Raw genomic sequence first — 18,288 nt, 5'->3', positions numbered from 1 at the left:
TTCCTGATTGAGAGCTAAAAGGGTAAATCTTTTTTCATAGTGAGAACAAATATACCCTTTTGATAATGATTAAACCCCAAAAAGAAGTAATAAAGCAATGAGCAATGAAAAAATACCCAAAGCTTCTGTCACAGCAAAACCAAAGACGAGACGTCCAAACTGACTATCTGCGGCTGATGGATTACGTAATGCACCAGAAAGATAGCTCCCAAAAATATTACCAAGTCCTAAAGCTGTTCCAGCCATACCAAAGCAAGCAAGACCAGCGCCAATATATTTTGCTGCAAGCACCATTTCCATATTATTCTCCTTTAAAGCGAAATTGCACTATTCGACGGAAAACCGCCAGTTTATTAATGTCCTGGATGAATTGCATCATTAAGATACATACATGTTAAAACTGTAAAGACGTAAGCTTGAAGAAATGCAACCAAAAACTCAAGAGCCGTAATCGCCACAGTCATAATAAGGGGCAAAACTGAACCACCAACACCTACAATTCCTACCCCAATCATTGAAACAACAAAACCTGAAAATACTTTGAGCGTAATATGGCCAGCAAGCATATTCGCAAAAAGACGAAGCGAAAGGCTGATGGGGCGGGAGAGAAAAGAAATAATCTCAATCATTGTCACTAGAGGCAAAACGATGACAGGAACCCCACTGGGAACAAATAATCTCAAAAAACTGACTCCATGCTTATAAAAACCATAACCAACCACCGTCAAAATAACCACCATTGCCAACGAAAACGTGATCATAATCTGTGAGGTCACCGTATAAAAATAGGGGAAAAGACCAATAAAGTTAGCAACCAAAATAAAAGTAAACAGAGAAAAAACTAAAGGGAAAAATTGCATTCCCTGCACACCAGATGATTCTCGCAGAGTCGACGCTACAAACTCATAGGCCATTTCTGAAAGAGATTGCATCCGCGTTGGAACTAATCCACGACTTGATGATGAAATAAAGAGAAAAACAGAAGTTATAACAACCGTAATGACTGTAAACAATGATACATTTGTAAATGATAAATCCATATTTCCTATGGAAATCTTAATCAGTCGTGAAATCTCAAACTGATGAATAGGATCTGGAGCATGCGCTGTCACTTCAACCTCATTTATCGGACCTCTCACTGGCCCCTTTATTTTGTTTATCTTGGCGCAATACGCCTTTTTTCCCTAATTGACTGGAGGGAACATACCCCACAGACCGAAGAATACTCAATACACCAGCAGCAAATCCAAGAAAGAGAAAGAACACCAATCCCCATGGCCATGAACCTGCTAACTTATCAAACCCTACCCCCAAAACAACACCAACGATAACACTTGCCAGAAACTCACTGGAAAGCTTAATTGCATCCGCCACCCTTCCTTGTGATTTTTCCCGTCTATCCTTATGCTCACGCTTCCTTAATGCCTGCTTGCGCACTAAAGCTACGCTTAAGTTCTTACTACGACATTCCAAATCCTCTGAATGAAAACACTCTCTTTGCTTTTTCTCCTCAGCCTCCTTGCGACTTATAACGGGTTCTTCGCCCATCGCCATCATTGGCTCCTTCATCAAAAAGCAAAGTAAAAATGCATCTCATAAAATCGTGTGCATCATATTGTTCCCGAATTTATTCGTCAAGATACTAAAAGAAATCTATCACCAATTATCGTATAAATTTTATCGCCTAAATAACATATTTTTCAATTCAACATGCTTTTTTAAAAAGCTTCTGTGAATAATATAAAATTCATAAGCCCATTATCTTTATGCTGAAGCAACAAAACAGCACCATTATACACTTTTTCAACTCCAATGTTGCAACAGCCCGCGTCTTAAAAAAACATAAAGGCATATCTTTTCTTCCTATCCTTTAAATATTCTGAACGTATGTGAATTCATCTACACAAAACATATAAAACATATCGTGTAATACTTTGATAAAATAGCACAAACACAACTGATGTCTTATTCTTAGTAACCTAATAGACTAAACACCTATTCACTGGTTGTGAATCACATTGTGTAAGCTTTACCCATCATGTGTTCATGAAAATTGATATACCATTGAAAGCTGAAAATAATGTTAAATCATTCGCTAGATCTTATACGTTAATACCTATTTATAGGCCCTATCATAAACTGAACTTAAAAGCATAAAGAAATTTTTCTTTAAGTCTGAGATATAATAAATTTATAATTTAAAATAAAACACAATCAAACCTGAATATGACCACTATACAATTTTACTCTGCTTGTTGAATTTCACTATTTAGAATTGAATATTGTTAGATTTAGCAGATATTTTTGCTTTTTATTAAAAAAACATCGTCATAAAAAGCGCTCGTTAATACCCTAGTTTTATGAAAAGACAATTTAATGCTCTCTTCAAACGTATATTCCCTCCCCTCATATTGTCTTCATTTTTACATTAAAATACACTCTTAAAAGGATTGTGTGCTCTTTCTTCAATATCCCTATTAATTCTTCTCATAACATGCAAATAAAGAATCTTTATCAAGAAAAATTAAACTGAGAAAGTTCTATAGCACGCATGATAAATAATTGCTGGTTTATCAATATGTTAGTAAATAAAGCTTTTTTCTTTTATGAAAAAGAAGAGGTTTGTCTGTTGAAATTATCATTTAATTTTCGATATTTAGAACACTATAAATTATGAAAAGGCTTATTTTAAAGATTCTATAGACTTCATTCACTTTAAAAATAAAGAGCTATTATTTCTTTTTAGAACGTGTTGCAAAAGGATTATCAGAAGCTCGTAATGATAAACGCATTGGTATACCAGGCATATCGAATGTTTCACGTAATCCATTAACAAGATAACGCAAATACGACTGGGGCATAACTTGGGGCCGTGAGCAAGAAATCATAAATCCGGGAGGACGTGTTTTCACCTGTGTGATATATTTAACCTTAAGCCGACGTCCTGAAACAGCCGGTGGTGGATGATGTGCTACAACAGTTTCAAGCCATTGATTCAATTTAGCTGTGGAAATGCGACGATTCCATACACGGTGCATCATCATGACATTTTCCATAAGTTTATCAATCCCTTGACTATATTGTCCTGATAAAGGGACAGCTCTCAAACCGCGAACTTGAGGAAGAAATCGCGCACATTTTTCATGCAAATCAATCAATGTGGTCTGATTATTTTCAATAAGGTCCCATTTATTGAAAGCAATAACTGGAACACGTCCTTCACGAATCACAAGATCAGCAATTTGTAAATCCTGCTTTTCAAAAGGCATCGTTGCATCAAAAACAATGACCACCACTTCTGCAAAACGAATGGCACGTAAAGTATCAGCAACCGATAGCTTTTCTAATTTTTCTTGAATTTTCGATTTTCGACGTAAACCTGCAGTATCAAAAAGTTTAATACGACGACCACCCCATTCCCAATCGACAGAAATAGAATCGCGGGTCAACCCTGCTTCTGGTCCTGTTAACAACCGATCTTGCTTCAACATACTATTGATAAGGGTGGATTTTCCTGTATTGGGACGCCCCGCAATGGCAATCCGAATAGGCTTGCTTTCATCGTAAATAAGCCCCTCTTCTTCCGAATTGTTTACATCATCACCAGCAGAAGCTGGCTGTATCGTCATATCTTCTTCTTTGTTGTTGCCAAAAGCGCACTCTGGCCCAACAGCCTCTATAATGGCATCACGAAGATCGCTAAATCCCAAACCATGTTCAGCTGATATGAGACACGGCTCTCCCAAACCTAATGACCACGCCTCATACTCTCCCCCTGTTGCCGCTTTTGACTCAGACTTATTGGCAACGAGCACAATCGGTTTTCCTGATTTTCTAACCAGTGAAGCAAAATTTAAATCACTCGGTGTTATTCCGCTCTTTGCATCAAATACGAATAAAATAAGATTTGCTTCATCAATCGCAGCTTTTGTATGAGAACGCATACGCCCCTCAAGGGTATGATCCGCAGCTTCTTCCAGCCCAGCCGTATCAATCACATCAAAACGTAGATCTTGAAGTTTTGCCGCATGAATACGCCGATCACGTGTTACACCCGGCTTATCATCAACCAAAGCCAATTTTTGCCCAACCAAACGATTAAAAAGTGTTGATTTCCCAACATTGGGACGACCAACGATAGCAATGGTAAGGCTCATCGATTTATTCCTTATTTGCCTTGCCCTCAGCTTGCATAAGCTCAAGCATCATTCGAGCTCGATCTATTATCTTTGATCTCTGCATACCTTCCGCAGAAATTTTCTGAAAATAGTCAACGGCCTCATCAATCTTCCCTGCTTTATAAGCAGCTAAGCCTAAAGCCTCTCGTGCGGACATACGCATAGGCTCAATATCACTTGTCATATCTTTAACGCGCTTTTCGACATCCTCCAAGGTCCCTGTATCAACTAAAACATAGGCAGCTCGAATTTTTGCAACTTTCCGTAAAATCTGCGGTGCATTCTCATCCGCTGCAACAGAATCAAAGAGCTCCACCGACTTGATAAGATCACCTTGCTCCATGCGTAAAGAAGCCTCCCGCAAACGGGCAAGAAAAGGATATCCTCCAAAATGAGAGTCTTTAATACTCTCCAATTGCTTTATCGCCTCATCAAAATGACGTGTATCCGCAAAATTAAGGCTTTGTACAAATGCATCACCAATATGGCTAGCTTTCTTTATTTGCGCATGATGATAAATTTGATAAGCAATTATCATGAGGATGAAAAGAACAGCGGCCCCAATAATTGAAAAACCATACCGTCTCCAAAAAGCAAGCGCCTTTTCCTGACGAAATTCTGCATTAACTTCAGCAATAAAACTATCATACGACATATAACATACCTTGTAAAACAATTTACTTTCTACACTTTTAAGCATAAATGAACAAAGATGGTAGCCCTCATTCACGAAAAAACTTTAAGTTGCTCCGTTTATTTATTTTTAAAGCAATATGTATTCCAATCGGTTAGTCTTTTGCAACTGTATCAATTAAAAATGATGTAAATATCCTTTTGCTTCACATAACAACTTTTATATAATTTGAATTTATAAAAAAGATCATGACCGTAATGGCGTACATGCGCTTGTTGATAATGTTAATCATTCTTCCCTAATTCAATGTATACAAAAGACAATCTTTTAAATAACCCGTTCCCTATCTTCAATTGTAGAATAACATTAAATATACTCCTTAGGCTTTAAATAAAATTTTTTATATATCTCTTCAACTTATCTTCATACGGTGAACAATCTTTTGGAATCTATCCTTAAAGCTTTCAAAAAATATCCTATTGTAATGGCCAAACCCACATAAGCATGGGAACAGCAACAATAATGATCAACACCGCTAAGGGAGCCCCCAAACGTGGATAATCACTAAAACGATATCCTCCTGGCGCCATAACAAGCATATTGCTTTGATGTCCAATAGGTGTAAGAAATTCACACCCCGCACCAATGGCAACAGCCATCAAAAAAGCTTCAGGTTTATAATGAAGAGAATGAGCAAAACTTGATGCGATGGGGGCGACCATCATAACCGTTGCGGCATTATTCAAAAATGGCGTGACCAACATAGCTGTCACCAACATCAGTGCTAAAGCACCAGATGGTGGGAAAAATATTGCCAGTTGACTCAGCCATTGACCAATGAGATCTGTACATCCCGTTCTCTCTAACGCTTCACTTACTGGAATAAGAGCCGCTAATAGGACTAATATTGGACCATCTAATGCCTGATAGAGATCACGCGCGGGCAAAATGCGAAAAATAACCATTGCAGCTGCAGCAGAAAAGAAAGAAAAAGCAACTGGAACAATATGAAAAGCTGTAAAAATAATGGCTATAAATAAAATAGCTAAAGATATAAAACCATGCCGTAAATTTCCAAACACAATATTGCGTTTTGCTAAGGGCAAGCATTTCAATCCCCTTAATAAATTTGGAATAACCGCATCTTGTCCTTGTAAAACAATCACATCTCCAAGATGAAAGATAATATCATCAAGTCTTGCCCGCACCCTTTCATGTTGACGACTTAACGCAAGCAAATTGACATTATAGTGGTCAAAGAGTGAAAACTCTTTCGCACTAATGCCAATAAGGGGCGAGTTATGCGTGATGACCGCTTCAATAATATCAATATCACTATCCTTATCCCCTGTAGAAAGAGTTCGCTCCTTAGAAAACTCTAAACGCGCAGAGTTCATCACACTATCTATTCCTGTATGCGATCCTTCCAGCAAAACAATATCGTTTTCAGATAAAACAAAATCTGGTAGTGGTGAAATAGATATTTTATTTCTGATGATTTGAGTCACCATAACATCACCACTTGATGGCTTAACCAAATCGACAATACTTTTCCCCACAATGGGTGAGTTTATTGAAATATGCACTTCTACAATATAATTACGAATATCAATGGCATCATCAAACGATCCACCTGAACGCACACGCACTGGCAAAAGCCAATAAAAACAGACCAAGTATAAGACACCAACCGTCGCAATAACCGCACCAACTGGTGTAAAATCAAACATCGTAAAAGGTGTTCCTGCTAAACGTTCTTGCATCGCTGAAATAACAACATTGGGAGATGTTCCTATCTGTGTCATAAGCCCCCCCAATAAAGAGCCAAAGGCCATGGGCATCAAAAAGACAGAAGGAGAAACCTGAGAACGACGAGCAAACTGAAAAGCGATCGGAAGCATTATAGCCAAAGCACCAATATTTTTAACAAACATTGATAAAACAACAACAGAAAAAACCAAAAAAGCTAATTGAAAGCGCACCGATTTCACATCTGGCCATATCCGCTGAATAATAAATTCCATTATACCAGAGCGTGATACAGCCGTACTGACAACAAACACACTTCCCACGATAATAACAATATCATTACTAAAACCGCTAAAAGCTTCCTTTGGACTGACAAGACCAACTGTACACGCTATTAATAATGTACAAATAGCGACAAGATCATAACGAAATCGATCCCAAATAAATACAAGCATCATGAGACCAATGATCGAAAAGGCCATTATTTGATTTTCTGTCATAATACTCACCTCTCCCCATTAAGTTATAATGAATCAAAACATAACTTTATATGTTTTAAATATTCCTATAAACAGCAGTAAGATAAAAGCAGACATAGAAATATTTTCTGATAATTTAAAGTGATAAAAAATTGATAAAGCGATATTGCAAAAAAGATGAGAATAACTCTAATATAGAGGGTAGATGACTGTTGAAACTGGTACACGCTATATTTTAACCTTTGTCGTTGCTTAAAAGAGTTTATCTTCACTCTCAATTTTAAAGAGTGATAAAAATGAAAGAAGAAAGAATGGTCAAGCTTAATAGTGGGTATCAAAGTAACCTGAAATATTGGCTCACTTGCATTATTGGACTTATTGCTATCTTAGCAATTATAGTTGTTGGTGGATTTTATATCGCAAAACCCTATCTTGACAGTTTTGTAAAACAAGAGATAGCCCGTCGAGCCATAAAAGCAGAAACATCTGAAGTCAGCATTCTAGGTAAAGTTAATTTGAAGAATGTTACACTCCCCGTTCCAGCCGGTACATCACTGAAAATTGGTGCCATTTCTGCCCGTCCTCCTCTTTCCTTTATTCCTGGAGCTTTTACATTTTATAATGTTGATTTAAAGCATAATAATATTCATGTAAAAATACCCCAAATTTCTCTTAAAAATGTATCCTTAAAAGATAAAGACAGAACAATCACATCACGTCTTTTACAATCAGTGATGCGTATTGATCTTGCCTCAATAAGTGCCCCGAATATACAGATTTCTCTAGAAAATAAAAATAAACGAACAGAAACAGTTGAAGTCAAGAATTTCCAGCTTTCTGATTTTAAAAACGGTCATATCCATTCCATTAGTATTAAAAATATGGATCTTAAAACGCTCGCAGTCAATGGCGATAAACAGATGCAACTTATGGCTAAAAGTGATACAATAAAGGCTTATGATATCGACATCAATTATGCCTATTCTATTATTTTCGGAAAAAATAACGCTCTCAATCAAGGTAAAACCGTTACAGGTCCTATTTCTCTAAACAATATAAGTGTCGATATTTTTGAAGAAGCAGAAAAAAATAGTTCTTTCTTCCTCGGCCAATTTAAAACATCTGGTCTAAAGATGAAACCGCTTGAACAAACGCCTGAAAAACTGCTCAAAGCTTATCTTAATGCAAGGAAAGAGAATAATAAGGTCGCAGAAAAAAGAGCACAAAATGGTCTCCTTCTAAACATACTGCTTGCCATTACCTCAGCAGATGTCAAAGTTGATAATGTCACCGTTGATATCCCATCATTGAAAGCAAAGCTTGAATCATTTCAACTTAAACCAAGTTTGTGGAAACATCCTATCCCCAAAAAGCTTTTTCTTTCTCTTGATAATTTTTCCGTTTTACCTAAAAAAATGAATGAAAAAGATTTAGAACTTTTAAAAAAGATGGGATTTGAACAAATTGATTTTTCAGGGAAAATTGATATTTCTTATGATGAGAAAAAACGTATGCTCTTTCTTGATGCAATGTCTTTCAATATGAAGGACGTTGGATCTGGAAACATATCAGCTAAGGTTATTGATGTTGATGAAAAACTTTTTTCTGGTCAACAAAATATTATGATTGCTGCTTCCCAAAACCTTGGTATCAATGAAATTGATATACAATATCGGGATGCGGGTTTCATTGATAAACTTTTTTCTTATCTTGCAAAAAACCTTAATGATAGCCAACATGATCTTAAAAAAGAACTCTATGACGATTTCTATTTAATGATGACGCAAACCCCCAAAATGCTGCTAAAAAATCAAAACGAAGCAGAAAAAATTTCAAAATCCTTAGGTGAATTTGCTAAAAATCCACAAATATTGATCATTAAGATTAAAGCAAAAGATAATAAAGGGCTCGCAATGGTTGATCTCGAATCCGTTCTACAAAATGATCTATCCAAAGCTTTAAGCAAAGTAGACATCACTATTAAAAATGAAGCAAAACCTTAAACATATTGTGCTTTAGAGATAATGATTTTGTCTATAAATCGAGAACTTTATTCCTCTTTTTGCTTTTATATGATACAGAAAGCATCATGATAGAGTCACTTAACACAGAGAATATAGAAATATAAAATTGTCGATAGTTTGGAGTTGTTCATGTCTGATTTATCTTCAAATCGCTTGCCTAATCGCGCTTCTCGTGTCACCAATCAAGCGCTTTCTGCTATCGAGCGTTTTCTCCATATTGAAGCTCTTAGTGGTATTGTTCTTTTACTCGCTGCTGCTTCTGCACTGATTTTTGCTAATTCTCAATATGCTGCTCTCTATGAATCTTTTTGGCATACACCTCTTGGCTTTAATTTAGGTCATTTCACTCTTTCATGGGATTTACATTTCTGGGTTAATGATGCCCTTATGACTATTTTTTTTCTTGTCGCAGGAATGGAAATTCGACGCGAAATTCATGAAGGTGCCCTTGCCGATTTTAAACAAGCAATTTTACCAATTGTTGCTGCAATAGGCGGCGTTTGCGTCCCCGCTATCATTTATTTTATTTTTAATTCTAACGGTGGACATGTCCACGGTTGGGCTGTGCCAACAGCAACAGATATCGCTTTTGCTTTAGGTATTCTGGCTCTTCTTGGAAAAAAAATTCCTTCTAATCTTCATATCATTCTTCTATCATTAGCGATTATTGATGATATTATCGCTGTTCTTATTATTGCTTTTTTCTACTCAACAAACATTGATCCGAGCGGTTTAATGATTGTAGGAGCGGGTATTGCTCTGGTACTCTTTTTTCAATGGATCGGGCTTGCATCAGCATGGCTGTACATTTTACCTGGCGCAATCATCTGGTGGGGTTTATTAGTAACAGGCGTTCATCCGTCACTTGCTGGTGTAATCTTGGGTATGATGACTCCTGTTTTTCCTACCCGTACTCTTGTAGCACCACTGACCATGCTCAGCAACGCTATGCAAATTCTTCAAGAAAAAAACACAAAAACAGATTTCCATCATATTTCAACTGCATTGAAAAAAATGCGTAAAGGACAACGGGCCATGATTGCGCCAGTAACACGTGTTCAAAAAACTTTGCACCCATGGGTCGCATACGGTATCATGCCGATTTTTGCCTTTGCAAATGCAGGTGTAAGCTTTGCGAACTTTGATCTTTCTTCTCATGAATCATTATTAATTGTTCTTGGTGTTGTCATTGGTCTTTTTGTTGGAAAGCCCCTTGGTATTATCACTGCTAGTTATCTGTCCGTAAAATCAGGACTATGTCGTCTTCCTCCTCAATTAACATGGGCTGGTATTTTGCTCATTGGTTTTTTAGCAGGAATTGGCTTTACAATGTCTATCTTTGTTTCAATGCTCGCCTTTAAAGATATTATCCTGCTCGATGCTGCAAAAATTGGGGTTCTTTGTGGCTCTGGTTTATCTGCTCTTATTGGTCTTGGATATGGCTTTATTTATATTAAGCGTAATAAAGACATCTCTCATAGTTCCGAATAAAACCAAACAATCATCTTCTTTATTGAAATGATTTTTAGCATAACCAAGATTTTGCCTACTATTCTTGAAATGGATGTATCTGCTTGCTAAAATATTTTTATCTCACGTTCTTGCTGATTAAATGAGCGATTTGAAAAACTCCATAAAAACGTTAAAATTTGCTTTTTGTTGTTTCATTTAACAGAGGTAAGAATATTAAAATCTCAAAAAAAGCTGCTGTTATTATTCCTTTGCCCTTAGCTTATTCGCTGCCCTCAAACATGCTTGGAACATATCTCTACAGGTTGTTCTTATATCGCTATATTCGCCTCTACGATAATGAAAATATCATGATCACAACAGAGATTAATAATCTTTTTGGAAGAGCTTTCCTCTTCCAAACTTTAAAAAAAGTGCGTTACTTTAATGATTACCCATCGCTTCAATTAAAATATTAAGATATATAATATTTTTTTCAATACTCTTAAATTATCGTGAGCAAACCTTTAAAATTCTAGATCTCACATAGAAACTAGATCATAAAGGAGAATAGATTACAGATAAATTTTTAAAATGGGTATATTTTATTTATTGTCAAAACAAGCCCTGTCTATATGGTGTCGTATTTAATTATGGATTAAAGAAATAGAGGCGGTGCCATCAATGACGATAAATCGTTCGTCTATTTCTGATAAATAGTGATATCCTTCACAAACTTTTTCAATAAATGAGCATTTTTCTTCGTATTTTAAGGCTAAACCATCTCTTTTTTGCAATCGTTCGATAAGAGCAGCAGGAGGCAAATGAAGGTAGAAGGTAATCTGAGATCTTGGAATAGCTTGATTTAATTGAATCACACTTTCAAGAGAAAGACCTCGAGCGTAGAAATAAACAAGACTAGAATAAACATATCGATCACTGATTAATAAATTTTGCGATGAAGTTAAAGAAGGTTCGATAATTTCAAGCGTATGTTTGCGTCTATCTGTTGCGGCTAAAAGCGCTAAAAGCAATGGATCAATTTGTTTTCCACTCTCTAAATAACCTCTAACCTCTGGTTTATTTCTATACCAATTACTAGGCTGAAAAGTTTGTATGATATGTTTTTTTTGTGAGTAATGATGAGAAATTTCTTTTGTTTAAGTTGTCTTTCCACTCCCATCGAATCCACATAAAGCAATAAAAGAGCCAGAATATTTTTTTAGAGACCACATGGAATTATAAATATCTTTATTAAGATACATTTTCTCTCCATCCATATAGTTTACATCATTTTACATCCAAAATCCTCTTATTTAGAAACAAGGATTTTATCTTTTAATATCAGCGGCATAACATCAAGAGTATCCTCCCCTTCAATGGAGGAGCTTGAAATTTTTATAAATTATTGACTTCTAGGATAATATTTTTAATTTTGAACCAAATAAAAAGAAAATTCTGTAAGTTCTATACTATTAATTATGAAATAAAATCTCCTTTCAGGTGCATTCTTCTTCTCTTCAAAACACTTACTTGTAAACAGTTTTCCTTGTTCCTTTATCTTATATCTAGACGATTTATAAGAAGTATTTTATGTTGTCTCTTAAATTATTTTTACTCCTATACTAATCTTGTTTATAATACGCACGAGAAAAGTTTTTTCTCCATCATAAGAAAATTTTTAATGAAAGAGTCTCACTCTATTCATTATTCTCATTAAATTAAAAAATATAAATTATGCTTATAAAGCAAATCATTCATACATATGAAAACTTTATGTTCTTAAAATTGAGCGTTTAAAAATACTTAACTCTTATCCAATCCATAAACAGCATGTAATGTTCTCACCGCAAGTTCAGTATAAGCGCTATCAATCAAAACAGAAATCTTAATCTCAGAAGTCGTGATTGCTTGAATATTAATACCTTTTTCAGCCAAAGCCTTGAAAGCTGTAGCCGCGACACCTGCATGGCTGCGCATTCCAATACCAATCACAGATATTTTGGCAAGATCACTTTCAAACTGGAGAACATCAAATCCAATTTCTTTCTGATTTTTCTCAAGAAGTGCAACGGCTTTTTCTACATCAGCTGATGGTACAGTAAAAGTCATATCCGTTTTTGAGCCATCTTCAGAAGTATTTTGCACAATCATATCAACATTAATGCACTCTTCAGCCAAGGGACCAAAAATTGCTGCCGAAATCCCTGGACGATCGGCAAGCCGGCGCAGTGAAATTTGTGCTTCATCCTTAGCAAAAGCAATACCAGTAACATTTTGTTGTTCCACGATTTCATCCTCATCGCAAATAAGTGTTCCAGAAGAACTCATTGGATCCTCCATGCCTAATGCATCAGGATCCTCAAAACTTGAACGTACAAAGGTACGAACCTTATGAACCATGGCCAATTCAACAGAACGAACCTGTAAAACTTTTGCTCCAAGAGAAGCCATTTCCAGCATTTCTTCAAAAGCTACTTTTGGTAAACGGCGCGCCTTTGGCTCTATACGTGGATCCGTTGTATAAACACCATCTACATCGGTATAAATATCACAACGGTCAGCTTGTACAGCCGCTGCTATAGCAACAGCACTTGTATCTGATCCCCCGCGCCCTAAGGTAGAAATCCGATTATCCGGAGCTACCCCCTGAAAACCAGCAATAACAGCAACTTGCCCCTCCTGAAAACGCTCTATTAAAAAAGATCCATCAATATCAGTAATACGCGCACGACCATGCGCATTGTCTGTATGAATAGGGATCTGCCAGCCAAGCCAGGAACGTGCATTAACACCCATTTCTTGAAGTGTTAAAGCCAGCAAACCTGAAGTAACCTGCTCACCAGAAGCAACCACAACATCATATTCACGAGAATCTCTACGGACGTGCGCAGCATCACACGTCCACTGCACAAGTTCATTAGTTTTTCCGGCCATCGCAGAGACTACAACAGCAACTTCATGGCCTGCATCCACTTCTCTTTTAACATGTCGAGCAACATTATGAATACATTCAATGTTTGCGACAGATGTTCCACCAAATTTCATGACAATGCGCGCCATTAATAACACTCTTACCTTTACATCTTTTATCTCAAACGATAATACGATGCTCTATCAACTAACCATTTTCTCGACATAGCGAATATCTATCATTTGTGCAAGTTGCATTATGATTATATTAATTTTTCTTGACTTTGTATAAAATCTACTGGACTTGATCATTAAAAATAAAAGGAAGGCAACATGATAGAGGAAAGACAAACAACTGTTGATCAAAGTGAAATTGATCACTTCTCACGTATCGCTACAGAATGGTGGAATCCACAAGGAAAATTTCGACCTCTTCATCAATTTAATCCAACACGTCTTGCTTACATCAGAGAAAAAATCTGTTTAGAATTTAATCGTGATCCTATTTCACTGACGCCCTTTGATAATTTGAAAGTTCTTGATATTGGCTGTGGAGGAGGATTGTTATGTGAGCCAATGGCGCGTCTTGGCGCTATCGTTGTAGGTGTTGATGCTGCACAAACGAATATTGAAGTTGCAAAAATCCATGCAGCACAAAATAACCTTTCAATTGATTATCGCACGACAACAGCAGAAGCACTCGCCAATGAAGGAGAAAAATTTGATATCATCCTTAATATGGAAGTTGTTGAACATGTCGCTGATGTTAATCTCTTTATAAAAGCGACAGCAAAAATGCTAAAACCACAAGGATTGATGTTTGTTGCAACACTCAACCGCACGTGGAAAGCATGGGGGCTTGCTATTGTAGGCGCTGAATATATCCTCCGTTGGCTCCCTAAAGGAACCCATGATTATAAAAAATTTCTAAAACCTCGAGAACTTAAAAAATTCTTATCACAAAACGCTCTGACTGTTATTGATGAGACAGGTATTACTTATAATCCATTAAATGACAGCTGGAATCGCTCAAAAGACATGGATGTTAACTATCTCCTTCTCGCAAAACGGTCTTAAGGAATGTAATAGTCTTAAAGATATATTATTTACAGCGATTATATATCTTATAATAAAGAATTGAGTTTTCCCTCAGCTTCTAAAGCATAAAGATCATCACAACCGCCAACATGATAATCACCTATAAAAATTTGTGGAAATGTATTACGTCCATTCGCGCGCTGTACCATTTCTTGACGAAGAGATGTGGAAGCATCAATATCTGTATATTTTACACCCTTTTTATCAAGCAAATCACGTGCTTTTGTGCAATAAGGACAGTTAGGACGTGTATAAATGATTATCTCTTTCATAAGTATTATCCTTCAAGTATTTTTTTATAATATCAACTTTAAGTTCCTATTGAGAAGAAGGAAAAATAGAATCTTCCTTAAGAACACGCGAAAATGTTAGCACATCAACCCGTCGTGCACCTGCATATTTTAGTGCAGCAGCTGCCGCCGTAACTGTCGCACCCGTTGTAAATACATCATCAATCAGTAAAACAGAACATCCTTTGAGGTATTTTTTAACTTTATGCGAAACCTTAAAAGCATTTTTTACGTTAAGTTTTCTTTCTCTTGAAGAAAGACTAACCTGCGGGCGCGTATGTCGACAGCGAACAAGCCAACCGGGTTTTAAAAGCTTTTTTTGTGATGCTGCAATATAACGGGCAAGCTCAGCAGATTGATTATAACGCCTCTCCCAAAAACGACGAAAATGCAATGGAATGGGAATAATGACATCACACTCATCAATAACCTCACGTCCAGCAGATATCATCCAATTGGCCATAAATGGTGCCAATTCTATATAATCACCGTATTTTAAGCGCGTTACCAAAGTGCGTGCAAGTCCTTTATGAACAATGACTGAGCGAACACGTGAAAAAGGGTAAGAATTACGCAGTGCTTCACCACTAAGAAAACCATCCCCCATATCACACACAAAAGGCGTCCCCATAACAGGACAATAAGGTTTCGTAATAAATTGGAGGTCTTTCCAACATTTAGAGCAAATCGTGCCGTAAGTAGAAACATTTTGCTTACATCCAGGACAAATTGGTGGATAAAGCATCGTTTTAAAACGCTCAATGAATTGACTGAGTATATCCCCGCTATTTAAAGCCGCTTCTCGAAAGTAAAACATTATAAATTTAGGCTTTTACAAGTTTCCCGTAGAACAAAAGTTCCTTTGTATTTCCTCAATTCATAAATTTAATTTCTTTAAAAACTCTTAAGCTCCTATAAACTTATTTTTATTTCACATTATAAACTTGACAGAGCACGCACAAACATGAACCTTTTCAAAATATATTCTTTCATAAATCGAAAGTGTTCCATAATATGTCCCATCCTTTAATTTTTGATCATAACCGCATTGAACAATTCCGAAAACGCGCCTTCCAAAAAGCAAAAAAAGGATATGACTTTTTACTCTCTCTCATGGCAGAAGATCTCTATCAACGTCTTAGCACTGTTGATCGTCTCTTTAAATTAGCACTTGATTTACACAGCCATACAGATCTTGCCGCGCAAGCTCTCATAAAATCTGGAAAGGTTTGTTCTATAGAACGTATTGAAACCGATACGCTTTATAAAAGCTATGATAAAAAATTTTATTTACGTCATCGAGAGTTTCTTGATTTACCTCAAAATTACTGCGATCTTATTGTTTCACTTCTTTCATTACAATTGACGAATGATACCCCTGGTGTTCTAAGCCAGATAAAAAACACTCTTAAACCAGATGGCTTATTTCTAGCTGTTATGACAGGAGCTGGTACTCTCAAAGAATTACGTGAATGTCTCCTACAAGCTGAAATTGAAATTTACGGTGGAGCAAGTCCTAGAATCTACCCTTTTGTCGACATTCGTGATGCAGGCGATCTTTTACAACGTGTTGGCTTTGCTCTCCCTGTAACCGATGTTGAAGAGATTACAATACGTTATAATACAATGTTTGACCTTATGCACGATCTTAAAGCGATGGGAATGCAAAACGCCCTCATCAATCGCTCACGACGCCCTGTCTCTAAACGCTTTTTTCTCCGCGCTGCTGAAATCTATGCACAAAAATTTAGCGATCCTGATGGACGTATTCGTGCCCATTTTTCTTTCATCTGGCTCTCTGGTTGGGCTCCTCATCCCAATCAACAAAAACCTCTACATCCTGGTTCTGGGCAAATATCTCTTATAGATGTTTTTAAATCCAAAAAAATATAACCCAAAATCATTTTTCAAAAATACTTTTATCCGTTGTTCGTAATATTTGACTGGTGATCGTTCCTGCTATCATTGAATCACTCACGTTTAGAGCGGTACGTCCCATATCAATCAGTGGCTCAATAGAGATAAGGACAGCGACCAAAGTAACAGGAAGGCCCATGATTGGTAATACAATCAATGCTGCAAAAATAGCCCCCCCGCCCACACCAGCAACACCAATGGAACTCAATGTTACAATCCCAACAAGCGTTGCAATCCAAGTAGGATCAAGAGGATTAATCCCCACGGTCGGTGCAATCATGGTTGCAAGCATTGCTGGATAAAGACCAGCACACCCATTTTGTCCAATTGTTGCCCCAAAAGAAGCTGCAAAACTCGCAATGGATTGCGGTACACCTATCCACTGTGTTTGCGCTTCAATATTCAAAGGAATACTCGCAGCACTTGAACGACTGCTAAAAGCAAATGTCAAAACCGGCAAAACCTTTTTAAAAAAACGGAAGGGGTTAACCCCAAAAATGCCGAGCAACACACCATGAATGCCAAAAATTAAAATAATACCAACATAAGAAGCAATAATAAAAACGAGTAAATTTAAAATATCTGCAACATGAGAAGATGCTCCTACTTTCGTCATAAGTGCAAAAATACCATAAGGCGTCAAAGCAATCACAAGACGAACTAACCGCATAATCCAAGCTTGTGCCACTTGAATAAATAAAAGTGCTTTTTCCCCTTTTTCTGGCTCATCTTTCTTCAAAAGAAGAACCGCAGCCCCTAAAAATGACGCAAAAATAACAACACTGATAATTGATGTACGCTTAGAACCACTTAACTCAGCAAAGGGGTTTTTAGGAATCAAGGATAAAATCATCTTTGGAATATTCATATCTCCAAGTTGAGAAATACGCTCTCCAAGAACAGTAGAAAAATTTTGCCCTTCATGTACCAAACCATTTGCGGTTAAACCAAAGGCATTCACGACTAAAACGCCAACCAATGCTGAAAGAGCCGTTGTAAAAAGCAATATTGAAATAGTCATTATACTCATTTTTCCAACAGCATAAACAGAATGCAAATGAGCAACAGCTGAAACAATAGAGATAAAAACCAGTGGCATAACAATCATTTGGAGTAATAAGATATAGCCACTCCCAACAATGTTAAACCATTCAATGGATTTCAATAAAATGACTTCACCTTCTCCATAAATAACCTGCAAAACACCACCAAAAATCAAGCCAAGGACAAGCCCCAGCATGACACGGCGTGAAAGACTCCATTGCATTCTCTTACTTTGGGCAATCCACAATAAAAAAATAACAAATAGAAATAAATTGATGAAAAAATTAAACGTCATTGTCTATGCCCAGTCTATATCCACTATTGTTATAATTTATGGTGAATAATATGCATAATTCAAAATCAATGCATAATATTTAAATTAATGTATAAAGCTTATAAGGCTTTTAAAAAGTCATTATTTTTTTAATTTATAGATTAAAAGAGAATTTTTTATCTACGAATAACTGCTTAAAGAAAATAAGTAAATTTATCTCCTTACTCTTTAAAATTACA

The 18,288-nt window shown here is 36.5% G+C and carries 15 protein-coding genes; 4 read left to right on the top strand and 11 right to left on the bottom strand.

All coding sequences use genetic code 11. The features are described from left to right. Positions 1-69: 69 nt before the first annotated feature. From D1092_RS01160 to D1092_RS01135, 6 genes are all read right to left on the bottom strand, one after another. Positions 70-300 (bottom strand): F0F1 ATP synthase subunit C, encoded by a 231-nt coding sequence (locus tag D1092_RS01160; RefSeq protein WP_005773968.1) that lies wholly within the window; start codon positions 298-300, stop codon positions 70-72. A 53-nt stretch (positions 301-353) separates the two neighbouring features. Then, positions 354-1,112 (bottom strand): F0F1 ATP synthase subunit A, encoded by a 759-nt coding sequence (locus D1092_RS01155; protein ID WP_120122742.1) that lies wholly within the window; start codon positions 1,110-1,112, stop codon positions 354-356. 7 nt (positions 1,113-1,119) lie between these two features. Next, positions 1,120-1,554, bottom strand: a complete 435-nt coding sequence (locus D1092_RS01150) for an AtpZ/AtpI family protein (RefSeq protein WP_120121820.1) — start codon at positions 1,552-1,554, stop codon at positions 1,120-1,122. A gap of 1,178 nt (positions 1,555-2,732) precedes the next feature. Beyond that, on the bottom strand, positions 2,733-4,157 hold the full coding sequence (gene der, locus D1092_RS01145) for a ribosome biogenesis GTPase Der (RefSeq protein WP_120121819.1): 1,425 nt from the start codon (positions 4,155-4,157) through the stop codon (positions 2,733-2,735). Between the two features lie 4 nt (positions 4,158-4,161). After that, positions 4,162-4,833, bottom strand: coding sequence for a DUF2659 family protein (locus D1092_RS01140; protein WP_120121818.1), 672 nt, complete (start codon positions 4,831-4,833; stop codon positions 4,162-4,164). A 455-nt stretch (positions 4,834-5,288) separates the two neighbouring features. Beyond that, a complete protein-coding gene (locus D1092_RS01135; RefSeq protein WP_120121817.1) occupies positions 5,289-7,061 on the bottom strand; it encodes an SLC13 family permease in 1,773 nt (590 codons plus the stop codon). 275 nt (positions 7,062-7,336) lie between these two features. Between D1092_RS01135 and D1092_RS01130 the strand changes: the two genes are divergently transcribed. Both D1092_RS01130 and nhaA read left to right on the top strand, forming a co-directional pair. After that, a complete protein-coding gene (locus tag D1092_RS01130; RefSeq protein WP_120121816.1) occupies positions 7,337-9,043 on the top strand; it encodes a hypothetical protein in 1,707 nt (568 codons plus the stop codon). Positions 9,044-9,193: 150 nt separating this feature from the next. Then, positions 9,194-10,555 carry a Na+/H+ antiporter NhaA gene (gene nhaA / locus D1092_RS01125; RefSeq protein WP_120121815.1) on the top strand — a complete coding sequence of 454 codons (1,362 nt, stop codon included), beginning with the start codon at positions 9,194-9,196 and terminating at the stop codon, positions 10,553-10,555. Between the two features lie 605 nt (positions 10,556-11,160). On the opposite strand, the gene D1092_RS01120 is transcribed toward nhaA, so the two are convergent. Then, a complete protein-coding gene (locus D1092_RS01120) occupies positions 11,161-11,631 on the bottom strand; it encodes a dTMP kinase (RefSeq protein WP_174767377.1) in 471 nt (156 codons plus the stop codon). A 688-nt stretch (positions 11,632-12,319) separates the two neighbouring features. Continuing rightward, a complete protein-coding gene (locus D1092_RS01115; RefSeq protein ID WP_120121812.1) occupies positions 12,320-13,576 on the bottom strand; it encodes an aspartate kinase in 1,257 nt (418 codons plus the stop codon). A gap of 183 nt (positions 13,577-13,759) precedes the next feature. Here D1092_RS01115 and ubiG point away from each other — a divergent pair, with 183 nt between their 5' ends. Beyond that, on the top strand, positions 13,760-14,503 hold the full coding sequence (gene ubiG, locus D1092_RS01110; RefSeq protein WP_120121811.1) for a bifunctional 2-polyprenyl-6-hydroxyphenol methylase/3-demethylubiquinol 3-O-methyltransferase UbiG: 744 nt from the start codon (positions 13,760-13,762) through the stop codon (positions 14,501-14,503). A 47-nt stretch (positions 14,504-14,550) separates the two neighbouring features. On the opposite strand, the gene grxC is transcribed toward ubiG, so the two are convergent. Then, on the bottom strand, positions 14,551-14,796 hold the full coding sequence (gene grxC, locus D1092_RS01105) for a glutaredoxin 3 (protein WP_120121810.1): 246 nt from the start codon (positions 14,794-14,796) through the stop codon (positions 14,551-14,553). A 46-nt stretch (positions 14,797-14,842) separates the two neighbouring features. Beyond that, positions 14,843-15,631 carry a ComF family protein gene (locus D1092_RS01100; protein ID WP_120121809.1) on the bottom strand — a complete coding sequence of 263 codons (789 nt, stop codon included), beginning with the start codon at positions 15,629-15,631 and terminating at the stop codon, positions 14,843-14,845. A 197-nt stretch (positions 15,632-15,828) separates the two neighbouring features. Between D1092_RS01100 and D1092_RS01095 the strand changes: the two genes are divergently transcribed. Beyond that, a complete protein-coding gene (locus D1092_RS01095) occupies positions 15,829-16,707 on the top strand; it encodes a methyltransferase domain-containing protein (RefSeq protein ID WP_120121808.1) in 879 nt (292 codons plus the stop codon). Positions 16,708-16,714: 7 nt separating this feature from the next. On the opposite strand, the gene D1092_RS01090 is transcribed toward D1092_RS01095, so the two are convergent. Then, positions 16,715-18,070, bottom strand: coding sequence for an L-cystine transporter (locus tag D1092_RS01090; RefSeq protein WP_120121807.1), 1,356 nt, complete (start codon positions 18,068-18,070; stop codon positions 16,715-16,717). Positions 18,071-18,288 lie beyond the last annotated feature (218 nt).

The organism is Bartonella krasnovii, from assembly GCF_003606345.3.
GTDB lineage: Bacteria > Pseudomonadota > Alphaproteobacteria > Rhizobiales > Rhizobiaceae > Bartonella > Bartonella krasnovii.
The sequence above is the reverse complement of the archived record's forward strand: the minus strand, read 5'-3'. Positions and strand labels throughout refer to the sequence as shown.